This is a genomic window from Morganella morganii (assembly GCF_019243775.1).
GTDB classification, from domain to species: Bacteria; Pseudomonadota; Gammaproteobacteria; order Enterobacterales; family Enterobacteriaceae; genus Morganella; species Morganella morganii.
This window is the reverse complement of the sequence record NZ_CP069157.1, coordinates 3,760,505-3,781,370: the sequence shown is the minus strand read 5'-3', so window position 1 is coordinate 3,781,370 and position 20,866 is coordinate 3,760,505. Positions and strand designations below refer to the sequence as shown.

The 20,866-nt window shown below is 50.5% G+C and carries 23 protein-coding genes and 1 pseudogene; 12 read left to right on the top strand and 12 right to left on the bottom strand.

The features are described 5' to 3' along the window. Nucleotides 1–4: 4 nt before the first annotated feature. The 3 genes and pseudogenes from JL661_RS18055 to JL661_RS18045 form a co-directional block, all read right to left on the bottom strand. Nucleotides 5–395: pseudogene (locus JL661_RS18055) on the bottom strand (LysE family translocator); the annotation flags it as partial. Further along, nucleotides 328–654, bottom strand: a complete 327-nt coding sequence (locus tag JL661_RS18050; protein WP_073970199.1) for a hypothetical protein — start codon at nt 652–654, stop codon at nt 328–330. The pseudogene JL661_RS18055 and the gene JL661_RS18050, both read right to left, overlap by 68 nt. A 146-nt stretch (nt 655–800) precedes the next feature. Next, nucleotides 801–1,664, bottom strand: a complete 864-nt coding sequence (locus JL661_RS18045; RefSeq protein ID WP_032098039.1) for a YicC/YloC family endoribonuclease — start codon at nt 1,662–1,664, stop codon at nt 801–803. A 124-nt stretch (nt 1,665–1,788) separates the two neighbouring features. Between JL661_RS18045 and rph the strand changes: the two genes are divergently transcribed. Both rph and pyrE read left to right on the top strand, forming a co-directional pair. Continuing rightward, nucleotides 1,789–2,517: a ribonuclease PH gene (gene rph, locus JL661_RS18040; protein ID WP_004236673.1), complete on the top strand. Its 729-nt coding sequence runs from the start codon at nt 1,789–1,791 to the stop codon at nt 2,515–2,517. Nucleotides 2,518–2,597: 80 nt separating this feature from the next. Beyond that, on the top strand, nt 2,598–3,245 hold the full coding sequence (pyrE, locus tag JL661_RS18035; protein ID WP_004236672.1) for an orotate phosphoribosyltransferase: 648 nt from the start codon (nt 2,598–2,600) through the stop codon (nt 3,243–3,245). Nucleotides 3,246–3,318: 73 nt separating this feature from the next. Here pyrE and slmA read toward each other — a convergent pair whose 3' ends face one another. From slmA to coaBC, 3 genes are all read right to left on the bottom strand, one after another. Then, nucleotides 3,319–3,912, bottom strand: a complete 594-nt coding sequence (slmA, locus tag JL661_RS18030) for a nucleoid occlusion factor SlmA (RefSeq protein WP_004236671.1) — start codon at nt 3,910–3,912, stop codon at nt 3,319–3,321. 104 nt (nt 3,913–4,016) lie between these two features. Further along, nucleotides 4,017–4,475, bottom strand: a complete 459-nt coding sequence (gene dut / locus JL661_RS18025; protein ID WP_004236669.1) for a dUTP diphosphatase — start codon at nt 4,473–4,475, stop codon at nt 4,017–4,019. Next, on the bottom strand, nt 4,453–5,667 hold the full coding sequence (gene coaBC / locus JL661_RS18020) for a bifunctional phosphopantothenoylcysteine decarboxylase/phosphopantothenate--cysteine ligase CoaBC (RefSeq protein WP_004236668.1): 1,215 nt from the start codon (nt 5,665–5,667) through the stop codon (nt 4,453–4,455). Before coaBC ends, dut begins: the two co-directional genes overlap by 23 nt. 196 nt (nt 5,668–5,863) lie before the next feature. Between coaBC and radC the strand changes: the two genes are divergently transcribed. The 6 genes from radC (at nt 5,864) to mutM (ending at nt 10,635) form a co-directional block, all read left to right on the top strand. Further along, nucleotides 5,864–6,538: a RadC family protein gene (gene radC / locus JL661_RS18015; protein WP_004236667.1), complete on the top strand. Its 675-nt coding sequence runs from the start codon at nt 5,864–5,866 to the stop codon at nt 6,536–6,538. Between the two features lie 247 nt (nt 6,539–6,785). Then, complete coding sequence (gene rpmB, locus JL661_RS18010) at nt 6,786–7,022, top strand: 50S ribosomal protein L28 (protein ID WP_015422374.1); 237 nt, start codon at nt 6,786–6,788, stop codon at nt 7,020–7,022. Between the two features lie 11 nt (nt 7,023–7,033). Then, nucleotides 7,034–7,201, top strand: coding sequence for a 50S ribosomal protein L33 (gene rpmG, locus JL661_RS18005; RefSeq protein WP_004236665.1), 168 nt, complete (start codon nt 7,034–7,036; stop codon nt 7,199–7,201). 430 nt (nt 7,202–7,631) lie between these two features. Beyond that, nucleotides 7,632–8,564 carry a glycosyltransferase family 2 protein gene (locus JL661_RS18000; RefSeq protein ID WP_223302435.1) on the top strand — a complete coding sequence of 311 codons (933 nt, stop codon included), beginning with the start codon at nt 7,632–7,634 and terminating at the stop codon, nt 8,562–8,564. Next, nucleotides 8,565–9,815, top strand: coding sequence for an O-antigen ligase family protein (locus tag JL661_RS17995; RefSeq protein WP_049247132.1), 1,251 nt, complete (start codon nt 8,565–8,567; stop codon nt 9,813–9,815). Between the two features lie 10 nt (nt 9,816–9,825). After that, a complete protein-coding gene (mutM, locus tag JL661_RS17990) occupies nt 9,826–10,635 on the top strand; it encodes a bifunctional DNA-formamidopyrimidine glycosylase/DNA-(apurinic or apyrimidinic site) lyase (RefSeq protein ID WP_036417443.1) in 810 nt (269 codons plus the stop codon). Here mutM and coaD read toward each other — a convergent pair whose 3' ends face one another. Genes coaD through waaA form a run of 3 tightly spaced genes read right to left on the bottom strand, consistent with a single transcriptional unit; the run spans nt 10,636 to nt 13,174 of the window. Continuing rightward, the gene (gene coaD / locus JL661_RS17985) at nt 10,636–11,121 is read right to left on the bottom strand and encodes a pantetheine-phosphate adenylyltransferase (RefSeq protein WP_049247131.1); all 486 of its coding nucleotides are present in this window, start codon (nt 11,119–11,121) and stop codon (nt 10,636–10,638) included. Next, entirely contained in the window at nt 11,118–11,897 is a 780-nt protein-coding gene (locus JL661_RS17980) for a glycosyltransferase family 2 protein (protein WP_049247130.1), read from the bottom strand. The genes coaD and JL661_RS17980 overlap by 4 nt, the downstream gene beginning before the upstream one ends. Then, on the bottom strand, nt 11,897–13,174 hold the full coding sequence (gene waaA, locus JL661_RS17975) for a lipid IV(A) 3-deoxy-D-manno-octulosonic acid transferase (RefSeq protein ID WP_032098072.1): 1,278 nt from the start codon (nt 13,172–13,174) through the stop codon (nt 11,897–11,899). Before waaA ends, JL661_RS17980 begins: the two co-directional genes overlap by 1 nt. 224 nt (nt 13,175–13,398) lie before the next feature. On the opposite strand from waaA, the gene rfaQ reads away from it, so the two are divergent. Genes rfaQ through JL661_RS17955 form a run of 4 tightly spaced genes read left to right on the top strand, consistent with a single transcriptional unit; the run spans nt 13,399 to nt 17,706 of the window. Then, nucleotides 13,399–14,472 carry a putative lipopolysaccharide heptosyltransferase III gene (gene rfaQ, locus JL661_RS17970; RefSeq protein WP_004236656.1) on the top strand — a complete coding sequence of 358 codons (1,074 nt, stop codon included), beginning with the start codon at nt 13,399–13,401 and terminating at the stop codon, nt 14,470–14,472. Beyond that, nucleotides 14,469–15,596 carry a glycosyltransferase family 4 protein gene (locus tag JL661_RS17965; protein ID WP_004236655.1) on the top strand — a complete coding sequence of 376 codons (1,128 nt, stop codon included), beginning with the start codon at nt 14,469–14,471 and terminating at the stop codon, nt 15,594–15,596. The genes rfaQ and JL661_RS17965 overlap by 4 nt, the downstream gene beginning before the upstream one ends. After that, nucleotides 15,596–16,717 carry a glycosyltransferase gene (locus JL661_RS17960; RefSeq protein ID WP_004236654.1) on the top strand — a complete coding sequence of 374 codons (1,122 nt, stop codon included), beginning with the start codon at nt 15,596–15,598 and terminating at the stop codon, nt 16,715–16,717. The genes JL661_RS17965 and JL661_RS17960 overlap by 1 nt, the downstream gene beginning before the upstream one ends. Before the next feature lie 11 nt (nt 16,718–16,728). After that, nucleotides 16,729–17,706, top strand: a complete 978-nt coding sequence (locus tag JL661_RS17955) for a polysaccharide deacetylase family protein (RefSeq protein WP_004236653.1) — start codon at nt 16,729–16,731, stop codon at nt 17,704–17,706. A gap of 2 nt (nt 17,707–17,708) precedes the next feature. Here the strand turns inward: JL661_RS17955 and rfaC are convergent, their stop codons facing one another. From rfaC to rfaD, 3 genes are read right to left on the bottom strand one after another with little or no spacing between them, the layout of a single operon-like run. Beyond that, nucleotides 17,709–18,686: a lipopolysaccharide heptosyltransferase RfaC gene (gene rfaC, locus JL661_RS17950; protein ID WP_004236652.1), complete on the bottom strand. Its 978-nt coding sequence runs from the start codon at nt 18,684–18,686 to the stop codon at nt 17,709–17,711. Further along, nucleotides 18,671–19,732 carry an ADP-heptose--LPS heptosyltransferase RfaF gene (rfaF, locus tag JL661_RS17945; protein ID WP_004236651.1) on the bottom strand — a complete coding sequence of 354 codons (1,062 nt, stop codon included), beginning with the start codon at nt 19,730–19,732 and terminating at the stop codon, nt 18,671–18,673. Before rfaF ends, rfaC begins: the two co-directional genes overlap by 16 nt. Nucleotides 19,733–19,742: 10 nt before the next feature. After that, nucleotides 19,743–20,681, bottom strand: a complete 939-nt coding sequence (gene rfaD, locus JL661_RS17940; protein ID WP_024473670.1) for an ADP-glyceromanno-heptose 6-epimerase — start codon at nt 20,679–20,681, stop codon at nt 19,743–19,745. Between the last annotated feature and the right edge of the window lie 185 nt (nt 20,682–20,866).

Below are 20,866 nucleotides of genomic sequence, written 5' to 3'. Positions count from 1 at the left end.
GGACTTACCGGTGACTGAGTGCCAGCTTCACGGCAAAAAACATAAAAAGTCCGCCGGTCAGGCGATCCATCCACCGGATAAAGCGCCGTGATTTCAGCAGGCGTGAGGCGTAACCGGTCATCATAATCAGAGTCAATGACCAGAGCGTACCGATAACCACATGAATAGTGACGAGCAGAAATGTCCGGGCTATCAGCGGCTGTCCGGCAGGAATAAACTGCGGCAGGAAAGAGACATAAAATATCCCCTTGTGTTGTACTGAATGATTGACGGGGGTGCAGAATTAACTGAATACCCAGCCAGAGCAGATAAAGTGCCCCGCACCATTTAACGATATCGTAAGCCGTGGCAGACGCGGCGAGCAGTGCACCGAGACCCGGCGCCACGAAAAGCCCCCGGAAAAAGATAAAAAAGTGGTTTAACGATATTTTCCCAATAAGTATCAACTATAACAATAAGAGAAACGGCAAAGAAAGAATACGCTACCATGATTTTCCACACTTTTTTGAAGACAGTAACTGATTTACCAAATTTCCTGTTTTTCTGAACATCAGTGAGTTCTTTATACAAGTTTTCTTTTTCTTTATCTGACATTTTTTCACTGCGGATTTTCTGCAGCAGGCGTGTTTCAGTTTTTGTATGAAACAATGACATCCATTAATTCAATATATTGCGGAGAGTGCCTAGTACTGTTCATTTTGTCCTCATGAGTACCATTGAGTATTGTTCTGACAATAAAAAAACCGGCGGATACAGAGCATCAGCCGGCTTATGGATGTGTACTGAGTTACTGTGAAGCGTTACTCAATATTCTGAATTTGCTCACGCATCTGCTCAATCAGCACTTTCAGTTCAATCGCTGAACTGGTGATATCGGCATTGATGGATTTTGAGGCGAGGGTGTTCGATTCGCGGTTGAACTCCTGCATCATAAAGTCCAGACGGCGGCCGACGGCCTCTTTCTTCTTCAGGATATTATGGGTTTCTTTCACATGGGCATCGAGGCGATCTAACTCTTCCGCCACGTCAATGCGCTGTGCCAGCAGGATCAGTTCCTGCTCGAGGCGGTTCGGATCGACCTGAATCTGTGCGTCATCCAGTTTGCTCTGCAGGCGCTCACGCTGCCATAACAGGATATCCGGCATCTGTGCACGGACTTTGCGGACTTCTTCGGTTACACCGTCGAGGCGCTGTTCGATTAAGGTCTTCAGTGCCGCACCTTCACGTTCGCGGGCATCGATAAAGGCGGTGATGGTGTTATCGAGAGCGGCCAGCAGTTCTTCACTGATGGTGTCCAGATCCTGCTCCTGTGCGGACATCACACCCGGCCAGCGCAGAATTTCCAGCGGATTGATTTCCCCTTCGTGACTGTAGTTTTTAACCCAGTTTGCGGCAGCAACCAGCTGTTTTGCCAGGTCTTCATTCATATTCAGCCCGCTTTGCGCGTTACTGCTCAGGTCAAAGCGGAGGTTACACTCAACTTTACCACGGGTCAGACGCTGACGCAGACGCTCGCGGATCACCGGCTCCAGGCTGCGGAGCTGTTCCGGCAGGCGGATGTAGGTTTCAAGGTAGCGCTGGTTAACAGAGCGGAGTTCCCATGCGGCAGTGCCCCACGGGCGTTTGACTTCCTGACGGGCAAACGCGGTCATACTACGGATCATGATATCTGTCCTGTGATGGATTTATTGCTCTGATTATAGCGCTGTTATGGTGTTAAGGCATAGGCATTCACCGGTTTAAGCCGTATAATGCGCCCCCAACAGTTAACTGAACCGGAGAATCACTATGAGTCAGTCATCACGTCCCGCTGGCCGGGGAACAGACCAGGTGCGTCCTATTACTATCACCCGTCATTATACCAAACATGCCGAAGGCTCTGTGCTGGTCGAGTTCGGTGACACTAAAGTGTTATGTAATGCCTCCGTTGAAGAAGGTGTACCGCGTTTCCTGAAAGGTCAGGGACAGGGCTGGATCACAGCCGAATACGGCATGCTGCCGCGCGCAACCAATTCCCGTAATGCCCGCGAGGCCGCCCGTGGCAAACAGACCGGCCGCACAATGGAAATCCAGCGCCTGATCGCACGTTCACTGCGTGCTGCGGTTGATCTGACCAAACTGGGCGAGTTCACCATCACCCTCGACTGTGATGTTATCCAGGCTGACGGCGGTACCCGTACCGCTGCGATCAGTGGCGCCTGTGTGGCACTGGCTGATGCCCTGAATCAGATGGTCGCGAAAGGTCAGCTGAAAGCCAGCCCGCTGAAATCCATGGTTGCCGCCGTTTCTGTCGGTATCGTGGACGGCGAGCCGCGTTGTGATCTGGAATATGTCGAGGATTCTGCGGCAGAAACCGATATGAATGTGGTCATGATTGATGACGGACGGATGATTGAAGTCCAGGGTACGGCAGAAGGTGCGCCGTTCAGTCATGATGAGTTGTTGTCGTTACTGGCCCTCGCAAGAGGCGGGCTGGAAACCATTTTCTCCGCTCAGAAGGCGGCATTAGAAAATTAATCAGAAGGCGACGTGATAGTCGCCTTTTTTATGCCTGTGATTCAGGCACGTTATCCGTCAATCAGAATCAGGAGATCCCGATGAAAGCTTATCAGCGCGAATTTATTGAACTTGCGATGAAAAAACAGGTACTGAAATTTGGTGAATTTACGCTGAAATCCGGCCGGAAAAGCCCGTATTTCTTCAATGCCGGGTTATTCAATACAGGGCGGGATTTGGCACTGCTCGGACGCTTTTATGCGGCAGCATTATGCGACAGCGGCGTACAGTATGATGTCCTGTTCGGGCCTGCCTACAAGGGTATTCCGATTGCAACGACGACAGCCGTCGCACTGGCCGAGCATCATGATCTTGATATGCCGTACTGTTTTAACCGTAAGGAAGCCAAAGATCACGGGGAAGGCGGAACATTGGTCGGCAGCCCGCTGAGCGGACGGATTGTGGTGGTGGATGATGTGATCACCGCCGGAACGGCGATCCGTGAGTCGATGGAAATCATCAGACAAAACAATGCTTCGCTTACCGGTGTGATGCTGAGTCTTGATCGTCAGGAAAAAGGCAAAGGCGAGTTATCCGCCGTCCAGGAAGTGGAGCGCGATTACGGTTGTCAGGTATTTTCCATTATCACACTGAATGATTTAATCAGCTATCTGGCGGAAGATCCGCAGATGGACAGCCATTTACAGGCTGTACGGGCTTACCGTGAGCAGTACGGGATTGAGATCTGAGCCGGACAGCAGGCAAAAAAAAAGCCCTCGCCCAATAAAACGGGCGGGGTGAGTAGTTTAACTAAAAACGGTATTACTGAAGTTGTGCAAGGATCAGCGGCCAGCGGGCTTCAAATTCCTGTGTTGGCCGGTACTTAAATTCTGAGCGTACAAAACGGGACAGCATGCCTTCGCAAAAGGCGAGCAACTGAGATGCTAACAGGCTTTCGTCATAAGTAAAACCGCTGCCGTCACGGATCCGCTTTTCTTTTAAGACCTGACGCAACTGAGCTTCGATTCGTTCATACAACTGATTAATTCTGCTCTGTAATTTATCCTGCTCAAACATCAGTGCGTGACCGGTCATGATACGGGTCAGGCCGGGGTTCTTTTCCGAGAATCCCAGAATCAGCATCAGAATCAGTTTTATCCGCGAGATAGTCTCTTTTTCATCCTGAAGGATGAGGTTTATCCGCGAAATCAGTGAGTCCTCAATAAATACGATCAGGCTGTCGAACATTTTTGTTTTGCTGGAAAAATGACGATAGAGCGCTGCTTCTGAAACACCCACACTGGCGGCAAGTTTGGCGGTTGTTATACGCTGACTGCCGTCACTGGACTCAAGCATCAGCGCAAGCGCCTGCAGGATCTCCTCGCGCCTGTTCTTCTTTTTTGTACTTTCTGCCATGTCAGATAAAACCCCTGCGTTAACGCAAAAACAAATCTGCCGACTGACAGCCGTACACCAGTACTGCTGTCAGAAAAGCGACGGAAATAACGGCGTTATTAGTATTATTGACGGCCTGAATGGCCAAATCCGCCGGCTCCGCGCTCGCTTTCGGTAAATTCTTCAACAATATTGAATTCAGCCTGAACAACAGGAACGATAATCATCTGTGCGATACGTTCGCCCGGTTCAATCGTGAAGGTGGTGTCGCCACGGTTCCAGACGGATACCATCAGTTGTCCCTGATAATCAGAGTCGATTAAGCCCACCAGGTTGCCGAGAACCACGCCATGTTTGTGGCCGAGGCCGGAACGCGGCAGTACCATTGCCGCCAGGGACGGGTCTGCAATATGGACGGCAAGGCCGGTCGGCAGTAACAGTGTCTGGCCCGGCTTCAGTTCAGTGGCTTCATCCAGGCAGGCACGTAAGTCCAGACCCGCAGAACCCGGCGTGGCGTAGGCCGGTAACGGAAATTCCCCGCCGATGCGCGGATCAAGAATCTTAATGTCGATTTTTTTGGTCATAGTGTTTCAGTATTTCGTCCAGTAAATGGTGGCTGAGCTCGGATTTGCTCATGTTCGGTAAGCTGATATCGCCGGTATGCCAGTACAGATGCAGGGCATTGTTATCACTGTTAAAGCCTTGGTTTTCAACAGAAACGTCATTGGCGCAAATCATATCGAGCTGCTTTTTCACCAACTTGCCGCGCGCGTATTCTTCCACATTTTGGGTTTCAGCTGCAAATCCAATCACAAATGGCCGGTTTTTTTCCAGTGCACCGACACCGGCGATCACATCCGGATTTTTCACCATCGTGAAGGTGATTTCGTCGCCCTGTTTTTTAATTTTCTCAGGCGCAACCGCTTTGGCGCGGTAATCCGCGACGGCAGCACAGCCGATAAAAATATCCTGCTGCGGGGCTGTTTTCTGTGCGGCATCATTCATTTCACAGGCACTGCTGACATCAATACGTTTAACACCCGCTGGTGTCGGTAGTGTGACAGGCCCGGCAATCAGTGTGACATCCGCGCCGCGTGCTGCGGCAGCCGCTGCAATGGCAAAACCCATTTTGCCGGAGCTGTGATTGCTGATAAAACGCACCGGGTCGAGTGCTTCGCGCGTCGGCCCGGCGGTAATGGCCAGACGGATGCCGGACATATCCTGTTTTTTACGGAAGTGCTGTTCTGCCCGTGAGACTATCTCTGACGGATCCAGCATGCGTCCCGGACCAACATCACCGCAGGCCTGGCTGCCGCTGTCCGGTCCCCAGACCGCAAAACCGAGCTGTTCCAGGTGCGCGAGATTTTCCTGAGTGGTCTGTGCGCGGTACATCTGCTGGTTCATGGCCGGTGAAACGGCAATAGTGGCATCAGATGCCAGGCAGATAGTGGTGACCAGGTCATTTGCCATGCCGGCGCTCAGGCGGGCAATCAGGTCAGCCGTGGCGGGCGCGAGAATAATGAGATCCGCCCATTTCCCCAGCTCAATATGACCCATTGCCGCTTCTGCAGCCGGGTCAAGAACGCTTTCGGCCACCGGGAAGCCGGAAACGGCCTGGAGTGTCAGCGGGGTGATAAATGCGGTTGCCGCAGGTGTCATGGCGACACGGACAACCGCACCCCGGTCACGCAGACGGCGGACAATCTCAGGGGCTTTATAGGCTGCGATACCACCACTGATACCCAGAACTATCTGTTTTCCTGTCAGTTCGGACATTGTGTTTTATCCAGTTATTTTTCGGAGATACGCGATTTTACCACAACACCGCCGTATAGGTAGGGTGCTGTGTATTTATCCAGCTAAATAATGTTTTTTCTTCGGCGCGTCTCGCAAAAATGGCGTGTTTTATGCGAAAAAACCGCCGGTACTGACATACTTTTTCCGGTAAAGCAGAGAAAACGGCGGGGGAAAAATGGATAACATAACCGGAAATACGGCACTGATGCCGAGAGAAAAACTGATTGCTTACGGGGCATCTGTTCTGAGTGATTCAGAACTGCTGGCTATTTTTTTGCGTACCGGTACCCGTGAGCGGCCGGTGCGGCAGTTTGCGGAGTATCTGCTGGACGTCTTCGGGTCACTGCACCGGTTGCTGACAGCAGGGTATGAGGAGTTTAAGCCTCTGCCCGGGATAGGGGACAGTAAGTTTTGCCAGATGCAGGCGATTGTCGAGTTGTCCAGGCGCTATTTCAGCAGTCAGTTTCAGGAAACGCAATTTCTCAGCAGTGCCTGTACTGTAAAGGCGTATCTTAACCAGCGGATGGCCGGGCAGGAGCGGGAAGTCTTTGCAGTACTTTTTCTCAATAATCAGAACCAACTTATACGTTACGAGGAGATGTTTTCAGGGACGGTAAACTGTGTGGAAGTACATCCCAGAGAGATTTTGCGCCTGGCGCTCAAAGTGAATGCAGTTTCTGTGATTCTGGCGCATAATCACCCCTCCGGTAACGAAAACCCCAGCCGGGCTGACCGTCTGCTGACAAAAAAAATTGTTCAGGCATGTGAGTTGGTGGGGATTAACGTGTTGGATCACCTGATTATCGGGAAATTCAATATGTTTTCGTTTGCAGAACACGAGCTGATCTGAGCAGTTTTTTTCGCAGAAACACACGATCTTTACTGTTCGGGTCTTGAGCGTTTGCGCCGGAAAGCGTATACTACGCCACCTTTGAGGATCTTGGGTTTGGCGAGAAGAGCCTATCTCAGCATATTTTTGCTGGTTGACAGAGCAATTTCCCGGCGAGTCAAAAGTAAGCTGAGATGGGCTCCTAAGCCTGACGAGGCAGCCTCACCCAATACAAAGCTCGAGCTGATTAGATTTTTGGAGAATAGACATGTCCCGAGTCTGCCAAGTTACTGGCAAGCGTCCGATGAGCGGTAACAACCGTTCTCACGCATTAAATGCGACCAAACGTCGTTTTCTGCCGAACCTGCACTCTCACCGTTTCTGGGTTGAGTCTGAAAAACGTTTCGTGACTCTGCGTGTATCTGCTAAAGGTATGCGTATCATTGATAAAAAGGGTATCGAAGCTGTTTTAGCTGATTTACGTACCCGCGGTGAGAAGTACTAAGGAGCTGAAAAATGGCTAAAGGTATTCGCGAAAAGATCAAACTGGTTTCTTCTGAAGGTACAGGTCACTTCTATACCACTACGAAGAACAAACGTACTATGCCTGAAAAACTGGAAATGAAAAAATTCGATCCGGTTGTTCGTAAGCATGTAATGTACAAAGAAGCAAAAATTAAGTAATTTCTGCTTCCTGATTGAAAAAACCCGGCCTCGGCCGGGTTTTTTATTGCCTGTTTACAGGTGAACGCTTGATTGACAGAGGGTAATATTGTCATCTGTTTTCACTCTCTGGGTTAGTTGATATAATATATTGCTATTTTATAAATTATTGGTGTTTTTATATAAAACGATATCTTTCCAAACGTTAATTGGAGATAAAATGGCAGATAAATCGGATACTTATCTTAAATACTGATTGTAAGAGTATTAAAATATTCAGATTGTTGTATCATTTACGGGTACTATTGTTTTATCAGAACATACAACTATAACGGCTGATTTATTTATTATTTTTATATAGTTTTTATATGATTACTGAGTTGGCGTGCCAGTGACAGCCAGAATCTGAATCAGTTTACTTCGCAGATAAAAACGAATGTTGGAATATGATATGAGTAACCCGGTTATTTCGGTCATGATTGCAGTACATAATGCGGAGTCATCAATCTTGGCCGCGTTAGAGAGTCTGGATAATGCCCTGAATGAGAATGGTTCTCCGGAGCAGGTTGAAGCGATCATTATTAATGATGGCTCCACCGATAAATCGCTGGATCTTATCAACCATTATCAGCCACGAAACTTTATTAAAGTCGTTGAAACAGTTAACTTTTCTAATGTCGGGAAAGTCCGCCATTATGCATATTCATTATCCCGCGGCGAATATATCACAGCGTTAGACAGTGATGATATGCTGAAAAATGGTGCACTGAGCCGGGTTATGGACATTATGCGGGAGCATCCGTTTGATCTGCTGATAACCCGTCTGGATGAACATCATGATCGTAATCCGGTATTAGAAATTGAGGATAAACCTGTAGTATCAATCACTCAGGACAGGTTAAAAGAACTCTATCTGGAACATAAGACGGTAAAAGGTCATTTACTCGGCCGGTTTATCCGCAGGGATATCCTGACAGATGATATGTTCCCTGAAATTTATTGCTATGAAGATGTGGTTATTACAGCAAATGTTATTTGCGCTGCTCAGAATATTCTGATCACAGATACTCAGATTTATTGCTACTATAAACATCGCGGCAGCTTATCCACAGAGAAAAGTATGAATAAAACCGTTCTTTTCCTGCAAATTGTTTTATCAATGGAAAGCTTCTTTGTAAAAAATAAAAATGAAAAAGTGATGTTTGAAGGGTTGTTCGTTAAAGTATGTTCTGATTATTTATCAAGAAATAATAAACGTAAGCTTCCCCATTTTGTTATGGATCGGTTTAATAATATTAAAATATTCCGCTTTCTGTTCAGCTCTAAAGTAAGATTAAGCAGAAAAATTATGTTTTTAAAAATAAAATCAGCAGGAGTTTTTTAAATGTTCACAAGCAGAACATTACCAATTCTCATTGGTATGCTGATGACTTTCTCAATGGTTATTGCTTCTTTCGTGGATACCTTGTCACGGGACTCTTATTTTATACTGAGTTATTTATCTGTTATCGTGACACTCTGGCTGGTCTTTTTCAAAAAAATGTCACTTTTCCGTGACCGTGCTGTGTTGCTTGTTGCAGTATCGTTCCTGTTGTTTGGTATTTCCCGGGTTGCCTGGTCATTTCTGATGAATGATGACGGGTTGAGTATTTATAAAAACTACTCTCCCACAGCATCGAGAATCATACTCGGAGCATTTATTTTTTGTGTTTGTATTTTATTAAAAAATGAGTTGAAGTGTTTTTTCAGTAACAAATATATTTCATCTGTCATTAAGGTATTACCGCTCTATATTTTATTGTATGCGCTTTATGATATCTTTGTTTTGCATAAAGACAGAGTTGAGCTGGATACAAACCGGGCAACAGTAACTGCATACTTTATCAGTGCGATATTTTTTGTCAGCCTTCATTTTTGTTCGCGGGTGAAAAATAAACTGAATATTTCATTATTTTTTACTAATCTGATTGTTTCAAATGCGATTATTATTCTGACACAAACCCGTGCCGCAATAGCTATTTATCTTCTGCTTTCAGTTTTTTATACTGTCATTGTTTTCCGGAAGAGCCTGAATATAAAAAAAATAAGCATGGTTGTGGTACTTCTGCTAATTTTTGCCGGTACATCATATGAGTTTTTATATAAATCCCGTATTAATGAGGCAATCACTGAAACTCAGGGTTATGATGTGACAAAGCCGGGGGGATCGCTGGGTGACCGTTATACCATGTGGTATGCAGGGTTATCTGCGTTTAAGCATGCCCCGATGGGGGAATCTTTTCAGGCCCGTAATGATTTTATTTCAGAAAAAATAGCTGCCGGTGCAATCAGTGATTCAATCACTGTCTACCTGACGATACATCTGCACAGTGAACTGATTGAGGTGTTGTCATTGCAGGGGGTTATCGGTGGTGTGCTGCTGGTGCTGATTTATCTCTCTCTGTTGTATGCCGGTATTCGTAATAAGAACGTATTGCTGATAATGATTACATTATGCCTGGCCGGTTATGGTCTGACAGATGTCTTGTTCTTCAGTCGTGAGAGTATTACTGTTTATCTCCTGTGTATTGCAGTGGCCCTGGTGACCGGCGGTAAAGAAGATACCGCAGAACAGCCGCTGCCGATTGATCGCTGAGGAGGTATCTGTGCCGGAATTACCCGAGGTCGAAACCAGCCGGCGCGGCATTGAGCCGCATCTGGTCGGTAATACAGTGCGTTATGTTGAAGTCCGGAACCGGCGGCTGCGCTGGCCGGTGTCAGAGCAGATTGAGCGCCTGAGTGACCGGCCGGTGCTCAGTGTGCAGCGCCGTGCGAAATATCTGCTGATTGAGTTGCCGGAAGGGTGGATTATCATTCATCTGGGAATGTCCGGCAGTTTACGTATTCTTTTGGAAGAAACGCCGGAAGAGAAACACGACCATGTGGATATGGTGCTCGGTGACGGTAAAATTCTGCGCTATACCGACCCGCGCCGTTTTGGTGCCTGGTTGTGGGCAGATGATCTGGCAACCTGTCCGGTACTGGCGAATTTGGGGCCGGAGCCGCTGAGTGATGATTTTGACGCCGCGTATCTGTTCGCCAAATCCCGCAAACGAAACACACCAGTCAAAAGCTGGCTGATGGATAATAAAATTGTGGTGGGGGTGGGGAATATTTATGCTAATGAATCCCTCTTTTTATCCCGCATTCATCCGTTGCGTCCTGCCAAAGATCTGACTGAAGATGAGGTTGCCCGCCTGGTTGCCACCATAAAGCAGGTGCTGACGGAATCCATCAGACAGGGTGGTACCACGCTGAAAGATTTTTTACAGTCGGACGGAAAACCCGGTTATTTTGCTCAGGAACTGTTTGTGTACGGAAAACAGGGAGAGTGCTGTGCAAACTGCGGACAGAAGATTGAAGTGGTGAAAGTCGGTCAGCGGAGCACGTTTTTCTGCCCCGCCTGTCAGCACTGATTACGCCTTACCGAGTTTTTGCATCATCGCCTGTGCGACGGACTCCGGCAAAAATGCAGAGACATCACCGTCGTGCAGGGCCACATCTTTAATCAGGGATGAAGAAACAAAAGAGAGATTCTGCGATGGCAGGAGGAAAACACTCTCGAGATCCTGCGCAAAATGGCGGTTCATATTTGCCAGCTGCCATTCATATTCAAAGTCAGCAACAGACCGGACACCCCGGATCAGCACATTGGCATTTTGCTTTTTGGCAAAATTCGCCATCAGCTCAGAAAACCCCATTACTTCCACATTCGGGATGTGAGAACACACGTCTTTGGCCAGTGCAACCCGCTCATCGAGGGTAAACATCGGATTTTTACGGCTGCTGTTGGCGATCGCCAGCAGAATGTGATCAAACATTTTTGAGGCGCGCTCAAGAATATCGATATGTCCGCAGGTAATCGGGTCAAAAGTGCCGGGATAGATTGCGCGTGTTTTCATGATGCTGACTCATCGTTGTTACTGACGGACCACAAAGTGGCGTATTTATTAAAGGTATATTGTGCGTTCACAAATGCAAGGATAAGCCCCTGTTTACCATCCAGGAATCCGGCTCTCAGCAGCCAGGTTTTACAGAACGCACCGGCGGTGTGAGTCAGAACAGAGAGGAAAGAGCAGCGTTTACCGGCCAGATGACGGGCTTTTGCCCAGTCAGCAGCATAGCGCAGCTGCTTTTGCTGAAACTCCGGTAAATCGCGGCAGGTCAGGTGTAAGACATCCCCTTTCAGTGTGATGACATTGGCACCCTGTGTCTCCAGAGATTCATGAACTGCATTGCAGTTGTACTGATATTGCTCACGGGGATATAACCGCAGGACATGATCCGGATACCAGCCGCTGTGTTTCATAAAACGCCCGAGAAACAGATTACGGCGGGCAAAACGATAAACTGTATTTTTCTGCGGCGCGGTAAGTACCTGTTCAATGGATTGTTTCAGCTCCGGCGTAACCCGCTCATCAGTATCGAGCATCAGGATATAATCCCCGGTGGCATACTGCTGGGCAATCTGCCGCTGACGGCCGAAGCCCGGCCACTCCCGGTTTTCATATACCTGAGCCCCGGCATTACGGGCGATGGTCAGTGTGTCGTCCTGACTGCCGGAATCGAGCACAATGATTTCATCCGCCAGTCCCTGAACAGAGTTCAGGCAATCACCGATAACATCGGCATTGTTTTTACTGATCATCACAACGGAGAGACGTTTTTTATCTGTCATCAGTGGCTCCGCGGTGGCAGATAAGGCCCGAGCAGTTGCATCAGACGGTGCAGTGCGCCCTGATTTTCATGAAGTACCTCAGCGGCGTGCCGTCCGCAGTACAGCCGGTAATCCTCATCATTGAGCAGATTACTGACAGCGTCACTCAGACTCTGTTCATCGGTGACTGTCAGCAGGGCATCGGCCTGCTGTAATTTGCCGCAGATATTTTTGAAGTTGAAGGTGTGCGGTCCCATCAGTACCGGCAGGGCGTGCGCGGCAGCTTCCAGCGGGTTATGTCCGCCGCGTTCAACCAGGCTGCCGCCGACAAACGCGATATCTGCCAGTCCGTACAGCAGCATCAGTTCACCCATAGTGTCTCCGACCACCACCTGTGTTTCCGGTGAAGGAATCGTGTTGCTGCTGCGCATGACGTAGGTCAGACCGGCTTTTTCGGTCAGTTCCCTTGCTTTGGCAAACCGTTCCGGATGGCGCGGCACCAGGATCAGCAGCAGGTTCGGAAAGTGGTTCAGCAGGGTTTTATGGGCACTGAGGATAATTTCCTCTTCGCCTTCATGAGTGCTGGTTGCGATCCAGACCGGACGGCGGGCAGCCCACTGACGGCGCAGTGTGACGGCTTTGGCGGCCAGTTCCGGTGTGACAGAAATATCGAACTTCAGGCTGCCGGTCACATGCAGTTGCTGGCGGCGCAGGCCGAGCTCAATAAAGCGTTCCCCGTCTTCCTGATTCTGCGCGGCCACCAGGGTGATCCGGTTCAGGATGGTTTTTACGAAACTGCCTGCTTTCTTATAACCGGCGGCCGAGCGCGCTGACAGGCGGGCATTGGCGATCACCAGCGGAATTTTCCGGCGGTGCAGCTCGGTTATCATGTTTGGCCACAGTTCGGTTTCCATCACGATCACCAGTTTCGGCTGAACAGTATTGAAAAACCGTTTCATTGACCCCGGCAAGTCGTAAGGCAGATAGACGTGATAAACATCATCACCTAATGCTGATAAAACCCGCTCTGAGCCGGTCGGTGTCATAGTGGTGACAGTGATAGGTAACGTCGGATAATGGTGGCGCAATGCTCGGACCAGCGGCACTGCGGCGAGTGTTTCGCCGACAGAAACCGAGTGCAGGATGATACCGCCGGTGCCGGTTTTTCCTTTACAGAAACCATAACGTTCGCCCCAGCGTCTGCGGTAGGCCGGGGAGCGGCGGCTGCGCCATAACAGACGTAACCAGATAAGAGGTTGGATCAGGTAAAGCAGAACCTGGTATACACGCAGTAACATTTTATCAGTTTCGCAGATAAGATTGCGGCAATAGTAGCATAAAACTAACACGAATAGCGCATTAAAAAGCATAAACCCGGCGTCGCTGACGGCGGGATCCCCGCTGCCCGGCACAACACACTGCGCTATCTGTTAATACTGCCGGGAACGATTTGTGGTAATCTGTGCCTCAGAGATTGATACACCTTATTCCCTGATTTCTGTCTGACCCAAATGGAACTCTTATGCAAACAGCATCAGCGCCGGTACAGCGTATTTTAGTAATAAAACTCCGTCATCACGGCGATATGCTGCTGATAACGCCGGTGATTAATACTCTGAAAGCGAATTACCCGGATGCTGAGGTTGATGTCCTGCTGTATCAGGAAACAGCACCGATGCTCAGCCGCCATCCCGGCATCAGCCATATTTTTGCCATGGACAGAGCCTGGCGTAAAGAGGGAACCTGCAAACGTATCGGGCATGAGTGGCATTTACTGAAATCACTGCGCCGCCGCCGTTATGACCTCGTGGTGAATCTGGCTGATCAGTGGTACAGCGCGATTGTGACCCGTTTCACCGGTGCCCGTATCCGTATCGGGCTGGATCTGCGGAAACGGCAGAGTATTTTCTGGAAAAAATGTTACACCCTGCTGGCAGATACCTCACAGGAACTGACCATGCATACGGTGGAGCAGAATCTTAACGGATTAACCCCGCTGAATCTGCCGGTGACTGATAACCATGTCACCATGGCCTGTTCAGAGGAAGACCGGCAGAAGACTGAACAGCTTTTGCAGCGCAAACAGGTGACCGGTGACTATATTGTGGTACAGCCGACATCCCGCTGGTTCTATAAATGCTGGGATGACGACAAGATGAGTGAGGTTATCCGCACACTGGCGGATGACGGGCACCAGATTGTGCTCAGCAGCGGGCCGGATCCGCGCGAAAAAGCGATGATTGAATCTATTCTTGCGCCCTGTCAGCAGGCTGTTGCCGACGGAAAAATTGTGTCCGTTGCCGGAGAACTGACGTTGCCGCAGCTCGCGGCACTGATTGATCGTGCAAAACTGTTTATCGGTGTGGATTCTGTGCCGATGCACATGGCTGCCGCCCTGCAAACGCCGATGGTGGCTCTGTTCGGCCCGACGAAACTGGTGTTCTGGTCGCCGTGGCAGGCAACCGGTGAAATTATTAAAGCATCGGATTACGGGGAACAGCCGGACCCGGATGACGTGGACACAAGGACGGACGAACGTTACCTGAGTCCGATTCCGGCAGACGCAGTGATTACCGCGGCACGGAGATATTTATGAAAAATATGCGTCTGGCGATTGTTCGTCAGAAATACCGCCCGGACGGCGGCGCGGAGCGTTTTGTATCCCGGGCGCTGGAAGCACTGGATAACCGGAATCTGGAGCTGAATGTTATCACCCGTTCCTGGCAGGGTGCTGCGGCTCCCGGCTGGCATATTCATGTGGTGAATCCGCCGAAATGGGGACGGATCAGCCGTGAGCGGGGATTTGCCAACGCTGCCCGTGCCTGCTGGCAGAATGAAAAATTTGATATTGTTCAGAGCCATGAACGCATTGCCGGCTGTGATATTTTCCGGGCCGGGGACGGTGTGCACCGCCGCTGGCTGTTACAGCGGGCGCGGGTACTGCCCGCCTGGCGGGCAAAACTGTTGTTTGCCTCGCCGTACCACCGTTATGTGATGAAGGCGGAGCAGGAGATGTACCATGATCCGCACTTTAAGCAGGTGATTTGTAATTCGGAAATGGTAAAAAAAGAGGTGATGGAAGACTTTGGTTTGTCAGAGTCGCAAATAACCGTCATCTATAACGGGATTGATTCTGAAAAGTTCCATCCGCTGCCGGAATCAGAGCGTCTCGCGCTCCGGCAGACTTATCAGATCCCGGCGGCGGCAAAATGTCTGGTGTATGTCGGTTCCGGGTTTGAACGCAAAGGACTGGCGGCGGCGATTATGGCGGTCAGCCGCAATGATGCGTATCTGCTGGTGGTCGGTCAGGATAAGGCAGAAAAAAAATATCGACAGCTGGCAGCATCCCTGGGTTGTGCGGATCGCATCCGTTTTGCGGGTATGCAGAAACAGACACTGCCGTTTTATCAGATGAGTGACGGGCTGCTGCTGCCGACACTGTATGATCCGTTCCCGAATGTGGTACCCGAGGCGATGGCCTGCGCACTGCCGGTGATCACCAGTACCACCTGCGGCGGGGCGGAATTTATCTCACAGGGTGAAGAGGGTTTTGTCTGTGATGCGCTGGATATTGGCGGTCTGGCAGAGGCGGTCTCGCAACTGCCCTGTGATCACCTGAGCAGCCGGATGTCTGAATGTGCACGGCAGCGGGTTTTACCTTATACACCGGCGGCGTTATCACAGCAGCTTATCGATCTCTACGGGCGGGTCCTGGCATAATGAAACAGCATATTTTATTTATTATTGACGGTTTACCGGGCGGCGGTGCTGAACGGGTGGTGCTGAGCCTGAGCCACGGGCTGGTTCTGACCGGTTATGATGTCACTCTGTTATCTCTCAGCAATACCCGCGATTATGATATCCCGGAAGGGGTGGATTATCAGGTCTCTGCGGATACTTACCGTGGCTTGTTCCACCGCCAGACTGAAATCCGGCGCCGTGCCGGAAAAATGGATGCTTTCTTATCTGATCTGTTTGCCCGCAAAGGTAAACCGGTACTGGTGGTGTCCAATCTGCATAAAACTGACCGTATTGTCGCCGCATCACAGGCACTGACCGGGCTGAATGTCTGGTTCTGCCTCCACGGCATGTTTTCAGCCAGTTATCTCGGCAATAAAACCGGCCTTCGCCGCCGTCTGAAACAGGAAAAAATCCGCCGGGTGTATAACGGACGGAATATTATTGGCGTCTCCGGTGCGGTGTGCCGGGATCTGTGTGAAAACGTAGGCGTGACGCCGCAGCAGTGCGTGACCATTTATAACCCGTTTGATGTTGCGGATATTCAGTACCAGTCGCAGAAAGATAACCCGTACCAGGGGCAGGATTACATGGTTCACCTCGGGCGTTTTCATGAGGTGAAACGGCAGGATCGGTTACTGACCGCGTTTGCACTGGCTAATCTGCCGTGCAAACTGCTGCTGGCGGGACAGGGCAGCCAGTCTGCCACACAAACACTGAAAAACCAGGTAGCTGAACTGGGGCTGGAAGAGAGGGTGGAATTTATCGGTTTTCAGTCAAAACCGATGCCGATTATCCGAGGTGCGAAAGCTGTGGTATTAAGCTCTGACAGTGAAGGACTTTCTTCTGTTCTGATCGAATCACTGATCTGCGGCACACCGGTGGTCAGTACCCATTGCCCGGGAGGAATCGGCGAGATCATGACCGGCGAACTGGCAGCGTATCTTTCAGATATGACACCGGTGAGTCTGGCGGAAAAAATCCGTCTGGTTTATGAACACCCGCCGGTGATCACCCCTGAGATGTATCAGAAATTTGAGCAGCAGACGATTGTCAGCCAGTACTGTGATTTAATTCAGCCAGTCCCGTCAACACACGCGTGAGGAGCACAACTATGGCGAAACCCGCTTTTATCATTACCCTTGATACGGAAGGGGATAACCTCTGGGAATCCGGTCCGGTGATCACCACGCAGAATACCCGGTTTTTACCGCGCTTTCAGGCATTGTGCGAGAAATACAGCTTTAAGCCGGTCTGGCTGACCAACTATGAAATGGCAACGGATGATGCCTATATTGAATTTGCGCAGGATGTGATTGCCCGGCAGACCGGGGAGATCGGCATGCATCTGCATGCCTGGAACAGCCCGCCGCTGAAGGCACTGACGTCAGACGATGATCGCTTCCAGCCTTACCTGATTGAATACCCTGATGATGTGATGAAAGAAAAAGTTAACGTCATGACATCGCTGCTGGAAGATAAATTACAGACTAAAATGCTCAGCCACCGCGCGGGCCGCTGGGCATTCAATGAAAAATATGCCCGTTTGCTGGCAGAATTTGGTTATCAGACAGACTGCTCTGTGACACCACGGGTGAACTGGGCATATACTCCGGGAGCACCGGCACCCATCGGTAACGGCGGCACCAATTACCTGAATTTTCCGTCTGAAGCGTATTTTATGGATCTGAATGATATCCGCCGTCCCGGGGATTCAGCGCTGTTACAGGTACCGATGAGCGTACAGTTCCGCCATTCCCCGCTGATGAACGGCCTGAAACAGTTTTATGATAAGTTACGCGGCAAAAAACGCTCGCCGTCCGTGAACTGGCTGCGGCCGAAAGGCGGGAATCTGGCACAGATGCAGCAGGTGGTGGATGCCTGTCTGGCGCAGGGAAACTCTCACATTGAATTTATGCTGCATTCATCCGAATTTATGCCGGGCGGCAGCCCGACATTCAGGGATGAGGCGGCGATTGATGCACTGTATGATGATCTGGAGCAACTGTTTGCGTATATCGCCCAGCGGGCGGAAGGGATGACGCTGGCGGAGTTTTATCAGCGCAAACTCGCACAGCGTCACGCATCATAATCTTAACGCGGCATGTGCTCTGCCATGGCGGCGAGCACATCATCCGCACTGACAGAGGATAAATCCCCGTCCTTTGATGTCAGGGCAAACTGCCCCTTACCGTAACCACCGATCAGCCCCGGGTCCGTCGGGCCGTACAGGGTGATATTGGGTTTATCCAGCGCGGCCGTCAGGTGGCTCAGCCCGGTATCGACTGAAATCACCCCTTCCGCACCGGCAATTTCTGCCGCCACATCCGCCAGTGATAATTTCGGCAGTACATGCACATGGGTGAATCCTTCCGCCAGACGCAGTGCCCGTTCCTGTTCATGCGGTGCACCCCACGGCAGGCGGACATGCAGATCAGTATCAGCCAACTGGGCAAACAGCGCCCGCCAGTGTGATTCCGGCCAGTGTTTGGTATCACGGGTGGTGGCGTGGAGACAGACCAGATACGGCACGGCATCCGGCGATACCGCACGGTTATTCAGAAAATGGGCGGCAATCGCGTAATCACCCTGTGTCTGCGGTTTTTCATAGCCGAGGCTCAGGGCAAAAAGCTGACGGATCCGCTCAACAGCATGCTGTGTTTTGCTGACAGCGTGTTTCTCATCATAGAAAAAGCTCGCCAGCGGCTCGCGGATACTGTGCCGGTCGTAGCCGTGTTTGCGGCCGCGTGCCAGCCGGGTAACCAGCAGGGCACTTTTAATCAGCCCCTGTGCATCAATCACCGCATCATAGGTCTGTGACTGAACAGCGTCGCGGAACCGGCGGCGTTCATCACGGATATCGCGGCGGAACCAGTTTTTCCGCCAGCGGCGGATAGCAACCGGAATGACGCGATCAACAGCAGAGTGCCAGCCCGGGATCTGGGCAAAACCCTCTTCAACCACCCAGTCAAAGGTGAGAGCCGGGAATACCTGCACGGCATCGGTCAGTGCGGGCAGGGTATGCAGCACATCCCCCATCGACGAGGTTTTGACGATTAACACACGGCGCATGGCGGGGAACTCTTCAGCAAATCATCCAGTTCAGACAGAACCTGCTCCGGCTGAATATCAATCAGGCTCTGATGGTAGCCCTCATGGGCATCCCCTTTGCGGACTTTATGATAACCGGTGATCAGGCGGATAACGCGGGCTTTCTCTGACAGCGGCGGCGTGAAATCCGGGCTGCTCGGGCCGTATAAGGCGACCAGCGGGCGATCCAGTGCGGCAGCCACATGCATCAGACCGGAATCATTGGTGATAATGGCATGACAACCGGCGATCAGATTCACCGCCTGTTCCAGTGAGGTTTTTCCGGCCAGGTTCAGACAGTTTTCGCGTTGCTCATCACTGAGCATGGCGAGGATTTCCTCACCGGCAGCGTGATCTTTTTCTGAGCCGAACAGGACTATCTGAAAATCACGCTCATCAATCAGTTTCTTCGCTAATTCACCGTAGTGATAATGCGGCCAGCGTTTGGCCGGGCCAAATTCGGCCCCCGGACAAAAACCGACGACCGGGCGGTGATCACTGATATTAAACGCAGCCATGCTCTCGGCAATATCCTCATCACGCACCACCAGCTTCGGCCACAGCAGGGGCTGCGGCAGAGCGGCGGCGGCAGGGACATCCGCTTTATCATACGCGAGGGCAACATAACGCTGCACCATCAGCGGAAAAGCGGCTTTGTCGAGTTTCCGGTGATCGTTGAGCAGGCCGTAACGCATTTCGCCCAGCCAGCCGGTGCGCACAGGGATTTTCGCAAAAAACGGCACTAGTGCCGATTTTAACGAGTTCGGCAGCACATAAGCACGATCATACTTATTATCACGCAGGGAATGACCGAGACGGCGGCGCTCACCGAGTGCCAGTGCACCGTGGCCGATCGGCATAGCGACAGCCTCATCCACTTCCGGCATTTTTGCCAGCAGCGGACGGCACCACGCGGGTGCCATCACATCAATTGTTGCCTGCGGATAACGTGTTTTCAGGGTACGGTAAAGGCTTTGTGACATCATCATATCACCGACCCACGACGGCCCGATCACCAGAATTTTCATGTGCGTTTAATTAATTCCCCTGATTTAACCAAGCCATATATTCACGGACACCTTCGGCGACCGTTTTGAACTCACCCGGGTAACCGGCTGCACGCAGATTGGTCAGGTCAGCCTGGGTATACGCCTGATAGCGGCCTTTCAGTTTTTCCGGGAACGGGATGTAATCGAGCGCGCACTGGCGTTCGCTGTGGAAACCGGTCACAGCATCAGCGACAGCCTGGAAAGATTCCGCACGGCCGGTACCGCAGTTGAAAATACCGGATTTGGCATTTTTCCAGAACCACAGATTTACATCTGCCACATCACCCACATAGATGAAATCACGCAGGAAGTTTTCACTGCCGGAGAATAATTTCGGGTTTTCGCCGTTTAAAATCTGATTATTCAGATGGAAAGCGACACTCGCCATGCTGCCTTTATGGCCTTCACGCGGGCCGTAGACGTTGAAATAACGGAAACCGCAGATCTGGGACTCTGCTTCCGGCAGAATTTCACGGACATACTGATCAAACAGGAATTTGGAATAACCATACACATTCAATGGTTTTTCGTACTGCCGATCTTCAATAAAGTTATCGCTGCGCCCGCCGTAGGTGGCGGCAGAAGAGGCATACAGGAACGGGATCTGACGATCCAGACAATAATGCAGCAGCTCTTTGGAGTACTGATAGTTATTATCCATCATGTACTTACCGTCCCACTCGGTAGTGGATGAGCAGGCACCTTCATGGAATACAGCCTCGACATCCCCGAAATCATCCCCGGCCACAATACCGGCGATAAAATCTTCTTTATCCATGTAATCGGCGATATTCAGATCGACCAGATTGACAAATTTGGTGCCGTCTTTCAGGTTATCCACGACTAAAATATCAGTGTAACCGTCATCATTCAGTGCTTTTACAATATTGCTGCCGATAAATCCGGCACCGCCGGTGACAATAATCATCACGCATTCCTCTGTTCGGTTCATTCAAGAAAATGAAAAAATCACTGCTTTTATCATAGCATTGAAGGGGGTCTGACGTGGATGAAAAATTGCAGCGGCAGGAAGATCTCCCGTGTTACCGGGTTGTTTTCCGCTGATGATCTGTTATACCGTGAACACTATTTATTACGTTATCTTATTATGTT